Raw genomic sequence first — 20,548 nt, 5'->3', positions numbered from 1 at the left:
ATATCGTTTTATGCTTGTGCTAATTTTTCTTCTTCTAATCGTTTTAATGCTTGCTTATACTCCTCTGGGAAGATTTTAATGAATTTTGGTAATTCTTTCTCCCAATTTTCTAGAATTTTTTGCGCTAACGGACTTAAAGTAGCATTGTAATGATTCTCTATCAGCGTCTTTAACTCTTCAACATCTTGTTGTTCTTCGACTGGATCAAGGTTAAGTGCTTCTTTGTTACAATGTGCTTCAAACGTCTTCTTATCATCATAAATATATGCAATACCGCCAGACATTCCCGCTCCGAAGTTTCTTCCTACTTCACCAAGAATCACAGCAACACCACCGGTCATGTACTCACAACCGTGATCTCCTATTCCCTCTACAACTGCTTTAGCTCCCGAGTTACGTACACAGAATCGCTCACCTGCTTTTCCGTTGATATAAACTTCTCCTGCGGTGGCACCATATAAGGTTACATTACCAGTGATCACATTTTCTTCGGGCACTATGGTCGCCTCTTCAGGAACTTTAATAACCAGTTTCGCTCCAGAAAGCCCTTTTCCTAAATAATCATTGGTATTACCATTGACTACCATGGTTAACCCTTTGGTGGCAAAAGCTCCAAAGCTCTGGCCTGCGGCTCCGGTAAAGTTCAGTTTCAATGTATTATCTGGTAATCCTTGAGCACCATATATTTTAGAAATCTCATTACTAAGGATTGCTCCGACGGCTCTATCGGTATTACAAATATCAAAATCCAGTGTTGTTTTTTCTTTACGGAATAATGCAGGATGCGCCTGTTCTATAATTTCAAAATCAATAGATTTACCTAAGCCATGATCCTGTTCTTCTGTATTGTAAATTTCTACCCCTTCTGGAGCTTCTACCTGGTGAAGAATTGGAGTAAGGTCTATCCCTGCTGCTTTATAATGAGCTATTGCTTTGTTATGATCCAACTTGTTTACCTGCCCAATCATTTCGTCTACCGTACGGAAACCTAGTTTTGCCATAATTTCACGTAGTTCCTGTGCTACGAAATACATATAATTGACCACATGTTCTGGCTTACCTTTGAATTTCTTACGTAATTCTGGATTTTGCGTAGCAATACCTACCGGACATGTATTTAAATGACATACACGCATCATAACACATCCTGAAGCTACCAGAGGTGCTGTTGCAAATCCAAATTCCTCTGCTCCTAACAAACATGCTACTGCAACATCACGTCCCGTTTTTAATTGTCCGTCACATTCTAATACAATACGACTACGTAAATTATTCCCCACCAGGGTCTGTTGTGCTTCGGCAATACCAAGTTCCCAGGGCAACCCTGCATGCTTTAAGGATGTTAGTGGTGATGCTCCCGTTCCCCCATCGAAACCTGAGATCAATACTACATCTGCTTTTGCTTTGGCTACACCAGCAGCAACTGTACCTACTCCAACTTCAGAAACTAATTTCACATTAATTCTTGCTTGTCTGTTTGCAGATTTTAAATCATAAATCAGTTGTGACAAATCTTCGATCGAATAAATATCATGATGTGGTGGAGGCGAAATTAATCCTACATATGGTGTAGAATTACGAGTTTTTGCAATTTCAGGATTTACTTTTGGTCCTGGTAGTTGTCCTCCTTCTCCTGGCTTAGCTCCCTGAGCCATTTTTATCTGAATTTCGGCAGCACTGGTCAAATAATTTGAAGACACTCCAAATCTACCTGAAGCGACTTGCTTAATAGCACTATTTTTCCAGTCACCGTTTACATCTTTATAAAAACGAAGCGGATTCTCTCCTCCTTCTCCAGAGTTACTTTTTCCTCCGATACGGTTCATGGCAACAGCAAGATTTTCGTGAGCTTCTTTACTAATAGAACCGTAAGACATTGCTCCTGTTTTGAAACGTTTCACGATCTCTGTCCATGGTTCTACCTCATCTATCGAAATCGGGTCATAATTAGAAAATTCTAGTAACCCTCTAATGGTCATTAAGCTTTTTGATTGCTCATTGATCAAATCGGCATATTCTTTATACGTGTTAGGATCGTTATCACGTACTGATTTTTGAAGTTTTGCAACCGACAAAGGATTAAACTGATGTTTTTCTCCGTTACGTCTCCATCTATATTGACCGCCAATTTCTAAATCTAAGCTTGCTGCAACTTCTTGCTCTAAATATGCTCTTTTATGGCGCTTAGCAATCTCTTTTTCGATTTCATATAATCCAATCCCTTCAATACGTGTTGCCGTATTTGGAAAATATTGGTCAACTACTTTCGTGTTTATACCAATACATTCGAACAATTGAGAGCTTCTATATGAATTTAGAGTAGAGATTCCGATCTTATTCATCACCTTTAGCACTCCTTTACCGACGGCTTTATTGTAATTTTTGATAGCATCATCAAAGTCTATTCCTGTAATATTATTTTCTTTAATCTGCTCTCCTATAATTTCATTTACCATATATGGATTAATGGCACTAGCTCCATATCCAAATAACAAGGCAAAGTGATGTACTTCTCTTGGTTCTGCCGACTCGATAATAATACTTACTCTAGAACGTTTTCCTAACCTTTGTAATCCGCTATTTACATAAGAACATGCCAATAAAGCAGGAATTGGCGCTCTGTGCTTACTTACGTTTCTATCAGAAAGTATTACCACATTGGTTCCTTCATCAATTACATTAGATACCTCTTGCAACATTGCTTCAAGTGCATCTTCAAGACCATTAAGTCCTCTATTAATGTTGTACAACATTGGTATAGAAGTCACTTTGAAACCTTTGCCAGTAAATGTCTTTATTTTATCAAGATCCTCTTTTGATATTACAGGGTTCTGGATTTTTAACTTATTACAATGCTTTTCATTAATATCAAATATATTATGATCAGATCCTAAAGTCAGGCTAATATCTGTAATCAACTCTTCACGGATACCATCTAAAGGCGGATTGGTTACCTGAGCAAATAATTGTTTGAAATAATTATATATCAATTGTGGACGCTCGGAAAGTACAGCAATAGGAGTATCTGATCCCATAGAACCAATTGGCTCTTTACCCAGTTGTCCCATTGGTGCAATAACTGTATCAATATCTTCTTGTGTATACCCAAATACAGCTTTACGCTTTGCTACGGTTTCTTCACCTAAAAATAAAGGACAATCATTATAGGGAATATCTTTTAAATGAACCAGGTTATTATCTAACCATTCTCTATATGGGTGTTTTGAAGCTATTTTTTCTTTAATCTCTTCGTCATTGATAATTCTTCCTTCACTCATATCCACCAAAAACATCTTCCCTGGCTCTAATCTACCATGAAACTCTATATTACTAGGTTCAAGATCAACCACACCAGTTTCTGAAGACATAATAACGTATCCATCTTTGGTAACACTATAACGAGAAGGCCTTAAACCATTTCTATCTAATACCGCTCCAATATAATTACCATCTGTAAATGGAATAGAAGCCGGACCATCCCAAGGCTCCATTGCACAAGAATTATATTCGTAGAATGCTTTTTTAGCTTCAGACATTTCTGGATTTTTCTCCCATGCCTCTGGAACCATCATCATCATTACTTCTGGAAGTGATCTCCCAGTCATTAATAATAACTCTACCACCATATCCATTGAAGCTGAATCTGATTTCCCTTTTAAAACTACAGGAAGTATTTTTTTGATATCTTCTCCGAACCAATCACTTTCTAATAGTTCTTCTCTAGAGCGCATTCTGGTTACATTACCTCTTAAGGTATTGATCTCCCCATTATGGCACATGTATCGGAAAGGTTGTGCCAAATCCCAGGTCGGAAAAGTATTGGTAGAGAAACGTTGATGTACCAAAGCTAATCTTGTTACTACTTGTGGATCCATAAGATCTGTATAGTATAACTTAATATCCTCTGGCATTAACAGTCCTTTAAATATTAAGGTTTTGGTAGATAAACTTGGTAAGTAGAAGAATTTACTTTCAGAAAGTTTAGATCCATATATAGTATGCTCTGTTACTTTTCTTGCGGTAAACAACTTCAGGTTAAAATCAAAATAGCTTTGATCTTCTTTTTCTTTACCTATAAATAGTTGTTTAATAAAAGGCTCTGTCGTTGCCGCTATTTCACCCAGATGAATATGATCAACAGGTACATCTCTCCAACCCAATAACACAAGACCTTGATCTGCTATGTTTTTTTCGAATGTATCAATGCAAAACTTTCTTTGGTTTTCTTTTTTTGGTAAGAAAACATTACTTACTGCATACTCTCCTGCATTGGGTAAATCAAAATCACAATGTTCTACAAAAAAATCATGTGGGATATCTATTAAAATACCGGCCCCATCTCCTGTCTTTCCATCTGCACTTACAGCACCACGATGTTCTAATTTTTCAAGAATCTCTAATGCTTTATGAATAATATCATTTGACTTTTTCCCTTCTAGGCTACATATAAATCCGGCACCACATGCGTCATGCTCAAATTCTGGTAGATACATTCCTTGTTTCTTCATAATATTTTCCGACTTAATTGTAAACTAATCTCATTTTTGTGTTAACAAAATTTAAGACCAGTTTTGTGTTTCAAGTGTATGAAATTAACAAATCATTAAGGAACAGAAAAGAAAACAGGGGCATTCAACATCACTTTTCTGGGCTACATAAAAAAAATGCCCATTGTATAAAATAATCACAAAATAAAGACCTCTCATTACGAATTTGACAACGCTGTTTTTGTTAAAAACCATAATAAAATAAGGGTTTTACATAAAACTGTGGTTATCTCTCTATCAATAAATTCTTATGAAAACGTTTTCGTAAAAAAATTGATTTTATGGAGTATGAAATCATCATTTTTTATTAAAAAAAATACACACCCCTAATTTTTTAGGGGGTAAATATCTTAAAATGATAAAAATTATGTGTTTACCCTATAAAATTTGGATGCAAAACATAAATTCACATATTTTTGATTCGAATTTAACATTAATTTTAACTTTTTATTCTTTATGAAGAAAATAGAAGCAATCATCAGAAGATCTAAATATAGAGTTGTAAAAGAAGCTCTCCACGAAAAAGGGATAACATTTTTCTCATATTGGGATGTAACCGGAGTGGGAAATGAGCAAAAAGGAAGTGTATATCGCGGGGTATCCTATAGTACAACAGATATTCAAAGACGTTATTTATCAATAGTCGTAAATGATGAATTTGAAGAAGCTGCAATTGCTGCAATTCTTGATGCTGGAAAAACCGGAGAAGTAGGAGATGGAAAAATCTTCGTTTCAGATATACAAGAGGCATATAGAATTCGTACTTCTGAAAAAGGTGGAGGAACATTAAGTTAATGTTTTACTACTTCACTAGTATTAAAAATTACCAACTGAAAACAAAAAAATAATTTTAATAGTATTTATACAATGGAAATGTTAACTATAAACAATGTATGGATGATGGTGTGTACTGCACTGGTATTTTTCATGCACTTAGGGTTTTCTTTTTTAGAAATTGGATTAACTCGTCAAAAAAACACAATCAACATATTATTTAAAAACGTATTTATTATCTGTGTAGGTCTACTACTCTATTGCCTTGTAGGTTTCAATTTAATGTACCCTGGATTTGAAGAAGGCGCTACCGGATTTCTAGGTTTTGCCGGTTTTGGGCTAGACGCTCCACTTACAACTGAAGGTGGTTTAGACCTTGCTTATAATGAAGGATATACGTACTGGACCGATTTCTTATTTCAAGGAATGTTTGCTGCTACTGCTGCCACTATTGTATCAGGAGCAGTTGCAGAACGTATTAAAATTGGGGCATTTATGATCTTTACTATTATTTATGTAGGATTAGTATATCCAATTGTTGGTTCTTGGCAATGGGGAGGTGGATTTTTATCTACTCTTACCATTGGTGAAGCCGAAGGGTTTTATGATTTTGCAGGTTCGACATTAGTACATTCTGTAGGAGGATGGGCAGCACTAGTAGCTGTATATCTCCTTGGATCCAGAATAGGAAAATTTAGCTCTGAAGGTAAACCACAAGCGATCCCAGGTCACAATATACCTCTAGCGGCTGCAGGTGTGCTTATTCTTTGGTTAGGGTGGTTTGGATTTAATGGAGGATCTGTTCTTTCTGCAGATGCAGCAGGAACTTCACTTACTCTAGTTACTACATCCCTAGCCGCTGCTGCTGGTGGAGTGGCTGCATTCTTGGTATCTACTCTAATGTATAAAAACTATGATTTAACCATGTTCTTAAATGGTATCCTTGGTGGATTAGTAGGGATTACAGCAGGTGCAGATCAAATGTCTCCTACCGATGCTGTTTTGATTGGTGTTATTGCTGGTGCAATTATAGTATTCGGAGTAGCATTAATCGACAAACTAAGACTAGATGATCCTGTAGGTGCTATTGCAGTACACTTGATATGTGGTATCTGGGGAACATTGGCCGTAGGGATCTTTGGAGCTAAAGCTGGCTTAGATCAATTTCTTGTACAAGGAGTTGGTGTATTAGCAGCAGGAGGATTTTGCGTGGTAACTTCTTTCTTAATCATATTTACTCTTAAGAAAACTATCGGAATAAGAGTTTCTGAAAAAGAAGAAATAGATGGATTGGATACCCATGAACATGGAATGGATGCGTATCCTGATTTTAGACTTAACCAACACTAGAACTTAAATAGTGTTTTACCATAAAACCGGGTGATTATATAATCACCCGGTTTTTTTATTACTTAATAATTTCAAAAGATAAAGGATACGATGGTTGCTCTCCTTTATTTACTCTAATGGCATTAACTATAGGAAAAACAAAGCACAGTACTGCAATAATAGCTAGTCCTATTGCTCCTAACCCAAATAAAAAGGTTAATGGAACACAAATAAGAGCATAGATAAACATACTGATTTGAAAATTCATAATAGATTTACCGTGTTCATCCATTTCTGAAATTCTATCTCTTTGTGTTAACCATAATATTAGAGGCACTACAAAACCTCCAAATCCGGTGATAAGATCTAATAGTTGTGATAAATGTGTAATGACTAATACTGATTTGTCTTGTCTCATGATTTCTCTTTTTTGATTGATGATGATTAATTGCTAATATTATTAGCAACTTATGTCTATATGACGAAACAAATAGTATTTTGTTACAGTATTCATTTAAAAAAGCACCTCCAAAAAGTGGAGGTGCTTAATTAATACTAAATTTAATGTCTTGTAAGCAGGTTTTATATCACCTAATTAATGATCAATTTTTGAATATTGGCTGGTTTTCCTTCTCCTGTATCCAATGTTACAAGGTATATTCCTTCTCGTAAAGATAAACTCTGAGCGGATATAGTATTTACTCCCGGATTAAGCTGTATTTGAGCTTTTTTCTGTCCTAATATATTATGAATAGTAACATTTGCATCGCCTTTAATGCTATTACCTATATATATTGAGAACACATTTTTAGCAGGATTAGGATATATACTCATTCTAAAGTCGTTTTCATCATCTGTTCCTAATACAGGAGTTATTGATCCCTGTTCTCTCGTTACACTTTCTGCAAGAGCAGATTGCCCACAAGAACCTTCGTAGATCTTCACATTAGAGAATGTAGAAGTATTTCCTGATCCGGCATCATTATCGTTGATGAATACTAATTTACTCATACTACCCGTATAGAAATTACCTACAGGAATTACATATGTTGTCGTACCACTAGAATAGTTATCATAGTTGGTTACTCCATAATTTTGAGTACCGTGAACTTTGAAATATCTAGCAGGTGTTAATGCATCATCATCCTCGAATCCAACGGCATGGATTTCTCCTTGAGCCGTACTACTGAAATCAAATTCTATAACAGTATTAGCAGTTACATTATAAGTAAGTGCAATTTCTTTCCAAGTATTACCACTCATGGATAATCCAGCTCCTGCATTTACAACAGTAGCACTACCACCTCTATCTTGATTAGAGAAAGGATTGATTTGGAAATCATTAAAGCTTAATGCCTCACATGTTGGACCAGGACCAGGACCACCTGTCCCATTTTGGATAGAAACATCATCTATAGCAATATCACTTTGCCATCCACTTCCTCCAGAACCAGTAACAACATTAAATCGTAGTTGTACACTTGAATCTCCTGCATAAGCAGAAAGGTCTACATCTGCAGCATTCCAATTGCTACCTTGTTGCCCTGTTCTGCTAAAAACACTAGTCCAATTACCTGAGTTATTAGTTCTAGCTTCAACATTCAAGCTATTAATCGCACTACCTAACATATGATATTGAAACGTAAGTCTTGGAGTTGTCAGACTACTAAAATCTAAACATGGAGAATTTAGAAGTGCTCTTTTATTAGGATATCCTGTACCGTTTCCTGAGGCTTCTACAAAGATATACGTGCTACCATCAGCTGCACTGCTTGGCCCGGTTCCATTAGAAGGTGTACCTCCAGAGTTTCGAGTCCAGGTTAAATCATCACCAATCGAAGTATTTTTCCACTGCCCCAAATTACTTTCGAAACTTTCAGAAAACGGAAAAGAAGATACATCTCCAGTACACTCATCGGTTCCCGGTCCAGGTCCTCCATCAAGTCCCATAGCATCCCAAAAAGCAGGGATTGTTGCTCTTTCTCCAGAATTTGAGCCTCCTGATCCAGAACAACCACCATACGCATGAACTCCTATTGCATTTCCTGTGGCAGTATCAATAATTGGGCTTCCAGAATTTCCTCCGGTAGTATCAGTTCTATACCTAACAAATGTATTATTAACTGAGCTTAATGGTCCCGTATGTATTTGTTGTGTTTGATTATCAATTCCTGTATCTGTACCAAAACCAGTAATGGTAATGTTACTTCCCGGATCACTACGTACAACATTGAAAGATTTACCTTGAGCTTGAATTGGCGTTTGGCCTGTTTGTGAATTCGCACTAGCTGTAAATACTGCCCAGTCATTAGCCTGAGATGAATTACCCGGATAAGGAGAAATAAAATTACCAATTGGGTATTGATCTTCTGGTCCAGGGTGTACAATACTTCTGTCCGGATTAGACTTTGGTACATTAAATTCTATAATCTGGGCTCTGCTACCCACACAGTGACCGGCAGTTACTAACTTACCATTAGTAATAATCCACCCTGTGCATCCTATAGGTACTATTCTTCCGATTGCATTATCTGCAGAATCTACTCTATCATCGGTAGATCCGCATTGAGATTTAGTTGTGGGATCATGATCACCAACACTTAGTTCGCTGATATTAAGTCCCACAGCACTTTCTCCAGGAGCAACAGTCAATGTGACTGTAACCTTATCTCCATTAAAATAAGCACTAGAATTATTCCAGGTTTTGATTGTTTTAGACGTTAATACCTGGCTCGCTCCATCTAAATCAGAAGTAATGGTTAGCGTACTTTTGTTTCCAAGGTTTACATCTTTAAAAAATAAACGTAACCATATTGCTCCATTTTCTGAAACGGTTTCGGTAATGACCTGAGGACTATTACTTTTCTTAATATCAGATTTCATAGTAAGACCAACCGTTATGTCATGTTGTAGCAGTGGTTCTGTTTGTGCGAAATTAGTAGCAGGTAACAACATAAGTGTCATACAAAAAAGCCAACTAAGCTTTTGTATGCAATGCCCTAATTTAAATTTTGTTGAGTTTGTGTGTTTCACATTCATAAGAATAAGAATTAGTTATTTATTGGTTTGACATTAAATTTATTTCATACATATATCATTATAAAGTTAATTATAACGTGTTGTATCCAATAACCAATTCTCCTCTTATCCCTTTATTTTAAGACAACAGTGCCTTAATAATGAAGTATTTAGTTTTTCCGAAGCACAAGATAGCAAAAGAAAAACAACTCCTCAAAAAAAGTTTGATTATGCGTACTTAAAGTGAATAGATTAATCTCTATTTTTGCGATTAGGTAAGAAAAAAATATGATTTCACAAGATACTATAGTAGCTCTAGCAACACCATCTGGTGCAGGAGCTATTGCCATTATTCGAGTTTCGGGTATGGATGCTATTAAAATCTGTTCTCCTTTATTTCGATCTGTTAGCGGTAAAGAGTTAAGTAATCAAAAGAGTCATACGATTCACTTGGGGCATATCATAGATGGAGACCGAGTGTTAGATGAAGTATTGGTTTCTCTTTTTAAAGGAACAAACTCGTATACTGGAGAACCTACGGTAGAAATTTCATGTCATGGTTCGACTTATATTCAGCAGGAAATTATTCAATTATTACTACGTAAAGGATGTAGAATGGCCAATGCAGGTGAATTTACTTTGCGGGCATTTATTAACGGAAAATTGGATCTATCGCAAGCCGAAGCTGTTGCGGATTTGATTGCTTCAGATTCTGAAGCTTCTCATCAAATTGCCATGCAACAAATGCGTGGTGGGTTCTCTAATGAAATTAAGAAATTAAGAGATGAGCTGCTAAACTTTGCTTCTTTAATTGAACTGGAACTTGATTTTGCCGAAGAAGATGTAGAGTTTGCCGATCGTACTCAATTTAAAGACTTGGTATCTCGAATTACTAATGTTTTAAAACGACTTATTGATTCTTTTGCTGTTGGAAACGTAATCAAGAATGGAATCCCAGTAGCTATAGTAGGTGAACCTAATGTTGGTAAATCAACATTATTAAATGTCTTACTCAACGAAGAAAGAGCTATCGTCTCTGATATTGCAGGTACTACCAGAGACACTATTGAAGACGAAATCAATATTGGCGGAATTGGTTTTAGATTTATAGATACGGCAGGAATACGAGACACCAAAGATGTAGTAGAAAGCATCGGTATCCAAAAAACTTTTGAAAAGATTGAGCAAGCCCAAGTAGTTATTTATTTAGTTGATAGTTCACAATTAACTGCTGATAGTTTACAAGAACTAAAAACTGAAATTGGGAAAATTAAAAACAAATATCCACAAAAACCCTTAATCATTGTAGCGAATAAAGTGGATAAACTTAATAAAGATCAAATAACTAAGTTGACCTCTGAAATTGAGAATATTCACTTGCTTTCTGCAAAACAAAACACTGGAGTCGAAGAATTACAAAACAAACTCCTGGAATTTGTAAACACAGGTGCTTTACGCAATAACGAAACTATTGTTACCAATACGCGTCATTACGATGCATTATTAAAAGCTTTAGAAGAAATCCAAAAAGTTCAATATGGATTAGATACAGGGATTTCTGGTGATCTGATGGCCATCGATATTCGTCAAGCGCTTTATCATTTTGGAGAAATCACCGGAGAAATATCAAGTGATGATCTACTAGGCAATATCTTTGCAAATTTCTGTATTGGCAAATAGATTTTCTTTATTCATCAAAAACAGTATCACTACCCTATAGGCATATAAAAGTTTGCGTATTGACTATATTTTGACACAGTGGTGTATTATTTATATGTTTCTAATAGTTTATACTGTTCTTTAATGGCAGTTTTGAATTCGGTTTTTAATTCCGAAACTAAATCACTTACACTAAGCGAATTGCTAATAGTTGCTACACCTTGACCTGCAGACCAAATGGTTGCCCATGCTTTAGCCTCATTTTCATTGACCGTTAATTCTTCTCCGAAATCTACTTTATCTTTACGTTTTAACATTTCTTCAGTAATACCCATAGCATTCAAACTTGGCCCTAAAAAGTTTGCAGAAACACCAGAAACAGCTGCCGTATATACAATATCACTTGCTCCGCAATCTATAATCATATCTCTATATGCTTTTGGAGCTTTGCTTTCTTCGGTATTAATAAAACGGGTTCCCATATATGCCAAATCGGCACCCATTTGCATAGCAGAAGCGATGTCTTTTCCTGTACTAATACAACCAGAAAGCAATATGGTTTTCTTAAAGAATTTTATAATTTCTGAAACAAGTGGCATAGGATTTATGGTTCCTGCATGACCACCGGCTCCTGCTGCGACAAGAATTAATCCATCTACTCCCGCTTCATTAGCTTTTTCGGCATGACGTTTTTTGATAACATCATGAAACACTAATCCACCATAATTGTGAACAGTATCTACCAATTCTGAAACGGCGCCCAGCGATGTGATAATTAAGGGAACTTTATGTTTAACACACAAGGCTAGATCGGCATTTAATCTTGGATTTGAATGATGAACAATTAGATTGACACCAAATGGCGCAGCTTTTCTACCCGTTTCATTTTCAAAATCTGAAAGTGCCTTTTTTATCTCAATAAGCCATTCTTCAAATCCTTCAGAAGTTCGTTGATTTAATGCTGGAAAAGTCCCTACAATTCCATTTTTACAACACTCAATAACTAATTGAGGGCCTGATATTAAAAACATTGGTGCAGCTACAGCAGGTAAGGTTAATTCTTTAATAAAGGATGCTTTACTCATTCTATGATTTGTATTTTAGGAGATGACTGTAAATGAAATCATCTTTGATTTCTAATTTCTTTCTGCAATATAATACTATAATATCTATACCACAAAAGCCTTATTAAACCAAACAAATGAAGTGTAATAAAGAAGTCATTGCCCTATTTAAAAAGCCTTAAAAGGAATCTAAAAAGCACAATATGGTCTTGGTTTTGATCAAGAGAAAGAAATTGAAATGATAAAAATTTATGTCTAAAGCTTTTGTTTTATATTTAAAGAAAACGAAAGCTTAACCCTATCAAGCGAAAGGATTAATTTTACCAGGATTTTCACCCGCTGCATCAGAAAATAAGAAAAGATCAACACTATAAGTTAAAGACTATAAAAGCCAACCCTTTTTTCTCTAAACTAAATTTTTATTTATGAAGTTCTTCGTATACATTGATCGGTAGAAAATTATGACGTTGTGCGTTTTTTTCACCATTAGATGCTGCATACAACTCTCTGAAAAAATTTACCGCACCAACAGAGTAGTTTATCTTTTCTATCCATTGATTGAAATAGTCTTCTTTCTTATCTGTATTTGTATATTGAAATACTTCTGACTTTAATTTCTCTAAACCGGTATCTGTGAAAACTGGACGCGTAGGAAACATCTTAAGTTTATCTCCTTTAATGTCCAGAAAAGAAGTGATCCATTGTACATCAGCATCATATTGTTCAATAAGTTTATCCTCTAAAGAATGGTACATCTCCTCTTCGAAAATAATTCTAAGAGTACTTCTTTTACCTATCATATCACCAACTTTAAAAGTAATACTACCGCCACTAGGTAAATGATATTGCCCATCAGCATTACTTTCCTCAAGGATTACAGTAAACGGGATTCCGTTAATACTATTAACAGCAAATTCTTCATTACTAATAGACTGAATAGAAATCTGCTCATTTTGCGCATGAACTTGGGTAAAAAAGCACAGCATTAATAGTAGAAGAAATGGTTTTTTATTGGCACTAATATTTACTTGATCCATAATTGTAGGTTATTTTGGGATTAAAATTAAAACTTCATAAGTTATTTTCAAAGCACTAATAGCACTGATTTATCATTGTTTTTAAAATTAATTAAATAGAATCAATTTCTAAAGAGTAATCTTTCTAAAACTTATGATAAGAAAAACACGAAATAAAATTTTATTAATTGATTATAAACATTACAAAAACCCTGCCAAACGTAAGCAAACACCTTCACTTTTAGTTGGCGTAAGGTTCTTTCTATCTTCCTAATAACAAAAGCTTATTACACATTGTATTACAACTATTTTTTCCATTTAAAATTATTAAATTTTCTTTTTGATGATCTCATACTTTTCCCTTCTATGGTGTCTAAAAAGCACTGGCCACACATGAAAATTTTTAAGTGGTCTAGATACTGCTTTGCTAGATAACATGAGGTTCTTCAAAGGCTTTAGTAATATTTCCTTTTTTAAGATATTTTTAAAAAAAATGTAATTAATGCAGTGTTTTATCATAAATTATTTTAATACACATCATAATGAATATAAATAAAAATATATGATTATTTATTCATAACTTTAGGAAACAGTATACATGTTTTTTGTGACTCATTAAAATCAGAATGCAAATCCAATTGTTTAATTAAAACTATATCTATATGAAAACTTATATTTTTTTACTGGTTTCAATATTAATAGCATTTAGCAATTGTGCAGTAATTAGACCAGGAGAAGCTGGTGTAAAACAAACCTTAGGTAAGTTTTCTGATAAAGTTTCTACACAAGGTACGATAATGTACAATCCTTTTATAAGCAAAATCATAAAAGAATCTACACAAACTAATAACATAAAACTCTTATTAACCTTGCCCAGTAAGGAAGGATTAAGTGTAAACTCTGAAATTTCAATTTTATATCGATTACAGCAGAACAAAATCCCTTCTGTTCTAGAAAACTTAGGGCGGGATTATGAATCAATTATTACCAGTGTTTTTAGATCTGCATCCTCAGACGTATGTGCTCAGTTTTTTGCTAAGGATATGCACTCTGGAATGCGTGCAAAAATTGAAGCTGAAATAAAAGCGAAAATGACCGAGAATCTTGTAAAACAAGGTGACGGTATAGAACTTATAGCTGTTTTGATGAAAAGTATACAACTCCCAAGAGGTTTGGCTAATTCTATAGAAAGAAAGTTACAAGCCGAGCAAGATGCTATGCGAATGGAATTTGTAATACAACAAGCAAAGCTCGAGGCTGACAGAAAAATAATTAATGCCACAGGAGAACGAGATGCTCAAAAAATACTTTCTGAAGGATTGACACAAGAAATTATAAAAATTAGGAGTATTGAAGCGTTCAATACGTTGTCAAAATCGCAAAATAGTAAAATCATTATCACAGATGGGAAAACACCTTTTTTAATTGAAACCGATGAATAAATGTAAAACTATAAATGCATCCAATACCCTTTTAATAGAAACTAAATACTAATTATTAAACTTGAACTATGGAATTAATAACAAAAGCATTAGAATTTGAAAGAAAAAAATTAAATCATATGAGCTTTCATGATAGGGTTTCTGCTTCGAGAAAAGCAAAAGAGTTTGTTCTTAAAATCAATGAAATCTATAAAAAGACGAAGGATCCAAAACTCATGGAAATTATGAAATCCATAACCATAAAAAAGCAACAAATAGAAAAACGATTAAAAAGTTGAAATACATAAATGAAGACCTGAACTATTTAAATAACAAGGGAAATGAAAACTATTTTTGAATACACGAACGTAAATGCTAGTGATCGATTAGAATCATTTGTTCTAAAAAAACTAACCAAACTATCTAACAAGTATCCATTTGTAATACGAGGAGATGTGTTTTTTAAAAAAGAAAATAGCAGTAACCAAAAAAGTCATATTTGCGGAATACAATTAAGTGTTCCAGGACCACGGTTATACGCTTCCTCAAAAGAAAAAAACTTTGAATCCGCCATTAGTGAAACCGTTTATGATTTAATTGATCAACTGCAAAAACGAAAAACTAAGTTTGGTCGATAATTTTTCAGTCCTACCTTCTAACCAAGCTTTTTCCTCTTAGATTACATAGGTTGGTGTTTTTTATAAAAAATTTCATTGTTATGTATAGTTCTTTACCTTTTTGATCGCTCACCTGATAATACCACTTTGAATTTGTATTATTGTAATAGTACAGTTAGAATAAAGTACCATTATTATATGAGTTTAAGAAAACAATTTGGAGGTAAAATAACTCCTGAGCATGAAAATCGTTATGCTAAATCTATTCACTGGGACGGTAAAAAATTTGAAAACCTTGAAGAGACTAAAATGGATATCAGTTTTCAAACTATTCCGAAATTGTTATACAAACAGTTTTGTGAGCGCAAAGGCAGAGAACCCAGCACTGCATTAGATATACTCCCCTTTGATAAAGAAAAATTCTTAGCAACATCAAAGGAAACAAAATATATTTGGTATGGTCATTCGGTGGTCTTAATACGCATAAATAACAAAACGATTCTCATCGATCCTATGCTTGGTCCCAATGCAGCCCCTATATCCCCAATGCCTGTAAAACGATTTTCAGAAAACACCTTAGATATCATCGATGATCTCCCCAATATTGATTTATTGTTACTTACTCATGATCACTATGACCATTTGGATTACGAAAGCATCAAAAGGCTAAAAAACAAAGTAAACCAATATTATGTAGCCTTAGGAACTGCAAGACACCTAGAGAAATGGGGTATTACTACTACTAAAATTCAAGAGTTTGATTGGTGGGATACTGCAAATTATGAAGATATTGAAATAACATTTACACCAACACGGCATTTTTCGGGTAGAGGACTTACCGATAGAGCAAAATCTCTCTGGGGTGGTTGGGCATTACGAACATCTTCAGAAAATATTCTTTTTAGTGGAGATAGCGGTTATGGTAATCATTTCAAAAGTATAGGTGATAAACTAGGACCTTTTGATTTTGCCCTTATGGAATGCGGTCAGTATAACGAAAACTGGCATCAAATACATATGTACCCTGAAGAAAGTGTACAGGCGGCAATAGAGGTTAATGCAAAATTAATTACTGCTGTGCATTGGGCAGGGTTTGCTTTGGCACAACATCATTGGACAGATCCTGTAGAACGATTTGTTACCGAAGCAAAAACACAAAAAATAGAGTACATCATCCCAAGACTTGGAGAAATTTTCACGGCTAACCAAAACCTTAAGCAAGATCCTTGGTGGTTAACATAATATAAGCGCAAAAGATTATTTTGCCATACTTTTTATGCAATTCCCTGCATTGTAAGTAACGTAGTAGCCCAAACAATAACTGATGAAAAGAAAATACCAACTGTATTGGCCACAAAAGCCTTTCTTTTTTTAATCTTGAAAAGATAGGTAGCGATGCTTCCTGCATAAACACCAGTACCTGGAAGCGGAATCATAACAAAAAACAGAAGTCCCCAAAATCCATATTTCTGAATTTTATCACCCGATCCAACTTTTGCTCTGCGTGCAACAAATATGGCCACTTTTTTATAAGGATTCCATCGTAATAAATAATCATTCACTTTTTCCAGAAAAAAGATCATTATCGGAAAAACAAGAACATTAGCCAGAAAACAAGCTATAAATACCAAATAAATATTTAACCCGCTAAACATCCCATAGGGAATACCTACCTTGGCTTCCCCGAAAGGAGAAATACTCCATAATATGGCAATAAAAATATCTTGTATCACAATTACATTATCTTGAGGCCTGCAAAGATAAGGTTCTAAATGGTTTACAGTTAATTATAAATCATAAAAAACGTTTAAAAACACTAATTTTTAATAAATCAATTGGTGTTTTTTACTTTATTCTTTATTCATCATTGATTTTTTACCTTGTAATTGGGCAGCTGCGTCTACAGTAAAAGTTCCATGAGTCACTATTTCTTCACCTTTTTGTAATCCTTCAATAATAGTATAGCCGCCGTCATTTTGATTGCCTATAGTCACTTCTCTTATTTCAAAAACAGGTTCTTTAGGATCAATTTTCACATACACCAAAGAACGTTTACCTGTCCATAGCACAGCGCTATCGGGAATGACAACCCCCTGTTTATCTTTATCAATAGTAATTTCTGCAATAGTACCAGACACGAACATCCCCGGCTTAAACAACTTTTCCTTATTATTTAAAACCACTCGCACTTCTATTGTTCTCGTATTTGTATTGACCACTGGATCAATAAATGAAATTTTGGCTTCATGCTCTTTATCTGGATAAGCATTAGTGATGATATTTATTTTTTGTCCTTTTTTTATCGCTACCAATTGATTTTCATAAATATCAAAAACCGCCCATACTGTATTTAGATTTGCAATTTTAAATAAAGGTTGTCCTTGTTTAATATAATCTCCTTGTTCTATTAATTTTTCGGAAACAGTGCCCGATACCGTTGCATAAATAGGAACATATTCTTTAATTTCTCCAGAGGCTTCAATTTGATTAATTTGCTTTTCTGAAAGTTTCCACAACTTTAGTTTACTTCGTACCGCTTCGTACAATTGAGCTTGTGATGTTTTCAAAGAAGCAGCTGTTAATAATTCCTGCTGAGCAGCAACTAGTTCTGGTGAATAGATAGTTGCCAATAATTGACCTTGATTAACAGTTTCTCCAACTGTATTTATATAGAGTCTTTCTACACGCCCCGTAAAATAACTTGCTTGTACAGCGTTGGCTTCTTCATTTTCCTTAATCTTTCCGGACAATCTCAACGAATTATTATCAACTGCATCCTGCCCCACTATAGTAGTTTGAATATTTGCCAGGGCTATTGCATTTTTTGTCATTTTAAATTGATTAGACGTAATGCTATCTTCATTAATTTCAACGGGTATTAGATCCATACCACATATAGGGCAATCACCCGGTTCTTTTTGCATAATTTGTGGGTCCATCGAACATGTCCACATTTGATGAGGCGTAGTTTCTTCTACATGATCATGATCATCAATGGTTTTATTTCCAAATATTGCATAACCGACCAATACACCTATTAAGGCTGCAATACTGATATATAGTATATTCTTTTTCATCTTAAAATATTTGAATTAACATGATTATGGCCATTACAATCATAATAGCATTTTCGATAAATGTGGCTTCTGTCATAGGTAATTTTAGTGCAGTACCTAAACAAGCACATTGGATTGATTTTTTGTCCAACAATGTTTTTGTTACCCCAATAGTGGTTATCCCTAAAATGATAAGCGTAGCAATAAGTGCGATGGATATTTGAAATCTCATTAAAAAAAATAGGCCCAAAACAGTTTCAATAAACGGATATATCCAACCATATGCAGGGATTACTTTCGCTAAAGGATCATACATTCTAAAAGAACCGGGAAAGCCTTTTAAATCTAAAATTTTAAAAAAACTAAAAACAATGTAAAAAAGCCCCATAAAATCGAGCATGACATCGGTGGTATTCCAGTTTTTATAATGTAATAAAATACTGCTTACTAATATATAGCCTAATATAATGAGTAGCGGTTGTAACTCTTGTAATTTTGTTTTCTCTGGATTGACAGACCTTGTTTCTTTGTTAGATATATTAATAAAGCGATCTTCCATAATTTCAGAAATAGTATACTTTTCTGACAAAACTGTTTGTAGTTCTTCTATTGAAATATGAGATTGCATCTCTATTATGGCCTTTTCCTGTTCTAAATCTACCGATACACCAGTTACTCCTGGCACTTTCGTTAATTTTTCTTGAACACTATTACGACAACCATTACAGGTCATCCCAGTGATTTTATATGTATGTTTCATTTTGAAAGCATTTTAATTGCTTAGATAATTAATAATTGCTGTTTGCATAAAGTAGTCCTTTATCGACTCAATCTTTTCTATTTCGAAAGTAAGTGTCATATTTTGAATCTCAAGAAGTTCATTAAAATCTAATCTTCCAGTCTGATATACCGATAATGCAACATTTTCTGCTTGCTTAGTCTGTGCTATATTTTTAATATGAGTCGTATAATTTATTCTTGCCGTAATCCTGTTATTTATCGCTTTCTCTAATATTTCTTCTAGTCTGTTTTGTTCAGACTCACGTTTCTGAGCGTAGCTTTCTTGTTGAAGTTCGAATTGCTTATGTCTCGATTTAAATTTCTTAGAGAATAGAGGTATCGAAAATGACACCATAGGCATCACGATATCTTTACCATTATCGCTAAAATCAAGATTAGGTCGTTCTTCTACCACTACATAATCTAACCCCACGCTCATTCCGGGTAACCGTTCCTTATCATTCACCTTTTGTTGCGCTACACTCATTTCGCTTAACACGTCATATTTTAATACCTCTGGGTGATAGGTTACATCATCTATTGATAAAGTAGGTTCCTCCTCTGGGATAAACAAATTCTGGGGTACAACAAGATCATCAAACCCATCACGATCTAAAATTTTATTGAAACTGGTTTCGGTATTTAAAATGCTCCCTTTTAAGATCTCAATCCTATTATCTAGTTGGTTTTGAGCAATATTAATCTTCAACACATCGACTGTTGAAGCTTTGTTATTAGCTACTTCAGAGATAGATATCTCTTTATAATTCTCTAGTAACTTCTTTTGTTCTTCAAGAATTTTCTTTTTCGCTTTTAAAGCATATAGCTCGTAATACCGTTTTTTGACATCTAATGCTACCTTAGCCCGAAGAATTTCTATATCATTTTTAAACACCTCACTTACTGATGTTTCTTTACCTTTTTTGGCTTTTAAAGTTCCGAACCATGGGAGTGGTTGTGAAGCACTAAATCTTACCTTTTGAGCTCCGGTTCTGGTTTCGGGTTCACTTATAAAATACCCTGCTCCAATGTTGGTGTTAGGCAAACTACCGGCTTCATTTACTTTCTCTAAAGTGGCTTCATAATTGTACTTCAATGCCTTTAAACTTGGATTATTTTGCTCAGCTTCATCAATATAATTCTGAAGCGTTTGGCCATTACTTTGCAGAAAAAAAAGCATAAAAAATAGAAGAATCATATTTTCAGTTTTCTTTCTAAAATCACTCTTTTTGTACATTTTTAATTTGACCATAAATACTATAATTTT

General features: G+C 34.4%; 15 protein-coding genes and 1 pseudogene. 7 read left to right on the top strand and 9 right to left on the bottom strand.

Features of this window, described 5'->3' with window-relative positions:
* Positions 1-8: 8 nt before the first annotated feature.
* Positions 9-4,508, bottom strand: a complete 4,500-nt coding sequence (gene gltB, locus ABW637_RS09035; RefSeq protein ID WP_367584334.1) for a glutamate synthase large subunit — start codon at positions 4,506-4,508, stop codon at positions 9-11.
* 495 nt (positions 4,509-5,003) lie between these two features.
* Between gltB and ABW637_RS09030 the strand changes: the two genes are divergently transcribed.
* On the top strand, positions 5,004-5,342 hold the full coding sequence (locus ABW637_RS09030) for a P-II family nitrogen regulator (protein ID WP_367584333.1): 339 nt from the start codon (positions 5,004-5,006) through the stop codon (positions 5,340-5,342).
* 72 nt (positions 5,343-5,414) lie between these two features.
* A complete protein-coding gene (locus ABW637_RS09025; RefSeq protein ID WP_367584332.1) occupies positions 5,415-6,671 on the top strand; it encodes an ammonium transporter in 1,257 nt (418 codons plus the stop codon).
* A gap of 58 nt (positions 6,672-6,729) precedes the next feature.
* Here ABW637_RS09025 and ABW637_RS09020 read toward each other — a convergent pair whose 3' ends face one another.
* Positions 6,730-7,068 (bottom strand): DUF4870 domain-containing protein, encoded by a 339-nt coding sequence (locus ABW637_RS09020; protein WP_367584331.1) that lies wholly within the window; start codon positions 7,066-7,068, stop codon positions 6,730-6,732.
* Between the two features lie 173 nt (positions 7,069-7,241).
* Entirely contained in the window at positions 7,242-9,689 is a 2,448-nt protein-coding gene (locus tag ABW637_RS09015; RefSeq protein ID WP_367584330.1) for a trypsin-like peptidase domain-containing protein, read from the bottom strand.
* Positions 9,690-9,956: 267 nt separating this feature from the next.
* Between ABW637_RS09015 and mnmE the strand changes: the two genes are divergently transcribed.
* A complete protein-coding gene (gene mnmE, locus ABW637_RS09010; protein WP_367584329.1) occupies positions 9,957-11,348 on the top strand; it encodes a tRNA uridine-5-carboxymethylaminomethyl(34) synthesis GTPase MnmE in 1,392 nt (463 codons plus the stop codon).
* Positions 11,349-11,434: 86 nt separating this feature from the next.
* On the opposite strand, the gene ABW637_RS09005 is transcribed toward mnmE, so the two are convergent.
* Entirely contained in the window at positions 11,435-12,412 is a 978-nt protein-coding gene (locus ABW637_RS09005; RefSeq protein ID WP_367584328.1) for an NAD(P)H-dependent flavin oxidoreductase, read from the bottom strand.
* 398 nt (positions 12,413-12,810) lie between these two features.
* On the bottom strand, positions 12,811-13,428 hold the full coding sequence (locus ABW637_RS09000; RefSeq protein WP_367584327.1) for a hypothetical protein: 618 nt from the start codon (positions 13,426-13,428) through the stop codon (positions 12,811-12,813).
* A 641-nt stretch (positions 13,429-14,069) separates the two neighbouring features.
* Here ABW637_RS09000 and ABW637_RS08995 point away from each other — a divergent pair.
* The 4 genes from ABW637_RS08995 to ABW637_RS08980 all read left to right on the top strand — a co-directional run bounded on the left by ABW637_RS08995 (position 14,070) and on the right by ABW637_RS08980 (position 16,687).
* Complete coding sequence (locus ABW637_RS08995; RefSeq protein ID WP_367584326.1) at positions 14,070-14,849, top strand: prohibitin family protein; 780 nt, start codon at positions 14,070-14,072, stop codon at positions 14,847-14,849.
* A 68-nt stretch (positions 14,850-14,917) separates the two neighbouring features.
* Positions 14,918-15,127 (top strand): hypothetical protein, encoded by a 210-nt coding sequence (locus ABW637_RS08990; RefSeq protein ID WP_367584325.1) that lies wholly within the window; start codon positions 14,918-14,920, stop codon positions 15,125-15,127.
* Positions 15,128-15,169: 42 nt separating this feature from the next.
* The gene (locus tag ABW637_RS08985; RefSeq protein WP_367584324.1) at positions 15,170-15,466 is read left to right on the top strand and encodes an HPF/RaiA family ribosome-associated protein; all 297 of its coding nucleotides are present in this window, start codon (positions 15,170-15,172) and stop codon (positions 15,464-15,466) included.
* A gap of 177 nt (positions 15,467-15,643) precedes the next feature.
* On the top strand, positions 15,644-16,687 hold the full coding sequence (locus ABW637_RS08980) for an MBL fold metallo-hydrolase (protein WP_367584323.1): 1,044 nt from the start codon (positions 15,644-15,646) through the stop codon (positions 16,685-16,687).
* A gap of 32 nt (positions 16,688-16,719) precedes the next feature.
* On the opposite strand, the gene ABW637_RS08975 is transcribed toward ABW637_RS08980, so the two are convergent.
* The 4 genes and pseudogenes from ABW637_RS08975 to ABW637_RS08960 form a co-directional block, all read right to left on the bottom strand.
* Positions 16,720-17,178, bottom strand: coding sequence for a COG2426 family protein (locus ABW637_RS08975; protein WP_367584322.1), 459 nt, complete (start codon positions 17,176-17,178; stop codon positions 16,720-16,722).
* A gap of 126 nt (positions 17,179-17,304) precedes the next feature.
* Positions 17,305-18,522, bottom strand: a pseudogene (locus ABW637_RS08970) (efflux RND transporter periplasmic adaptor subunit); the annotation flags it as partial.
* 1 nt (position 18,523) lies between these two features.
* Positions 18,524-19,261: a heavy metal translocating P-type ATPase gene (locus tag ABW637_RS08965; RefSeq protein ID WP_367584321.1), complete on the bottom strand. Its 738-nt coding sequence runs from the start codon at positions 19,259-19,261 to the stop codon at positions 18,524-18,526.
* 12 nt (positions 19,262-19,273) lie between these two features.
* Complete coding sequence (locus ABW637_RS08960; RefSeq protein WP_367584320.1) at positions 19,274-20,533, bottom strand: TolC family protein; 1,260 nt, start codon at positions 20,531-20,533, stop codon at positions 19,274-19,276.
* Between the last annotated feature and the right edge of the window lie 15 nt (positions 20,534-20,548).

Origin of the sequence: Aquimarina penaris (assembly GCF_040786285.1) — a bacterium.
In the GTDB taxonomy this organism is placed as follows: Bacteria; Bacteroidota; Bacteroidia; order Flavobacteriales; family Flavobacteriaceae; genus Aquimarina.
Note: the sequence above shows the minus strand (reverse complement) of the source record. Positions and strands in the feature narration are given on the sequence as shown.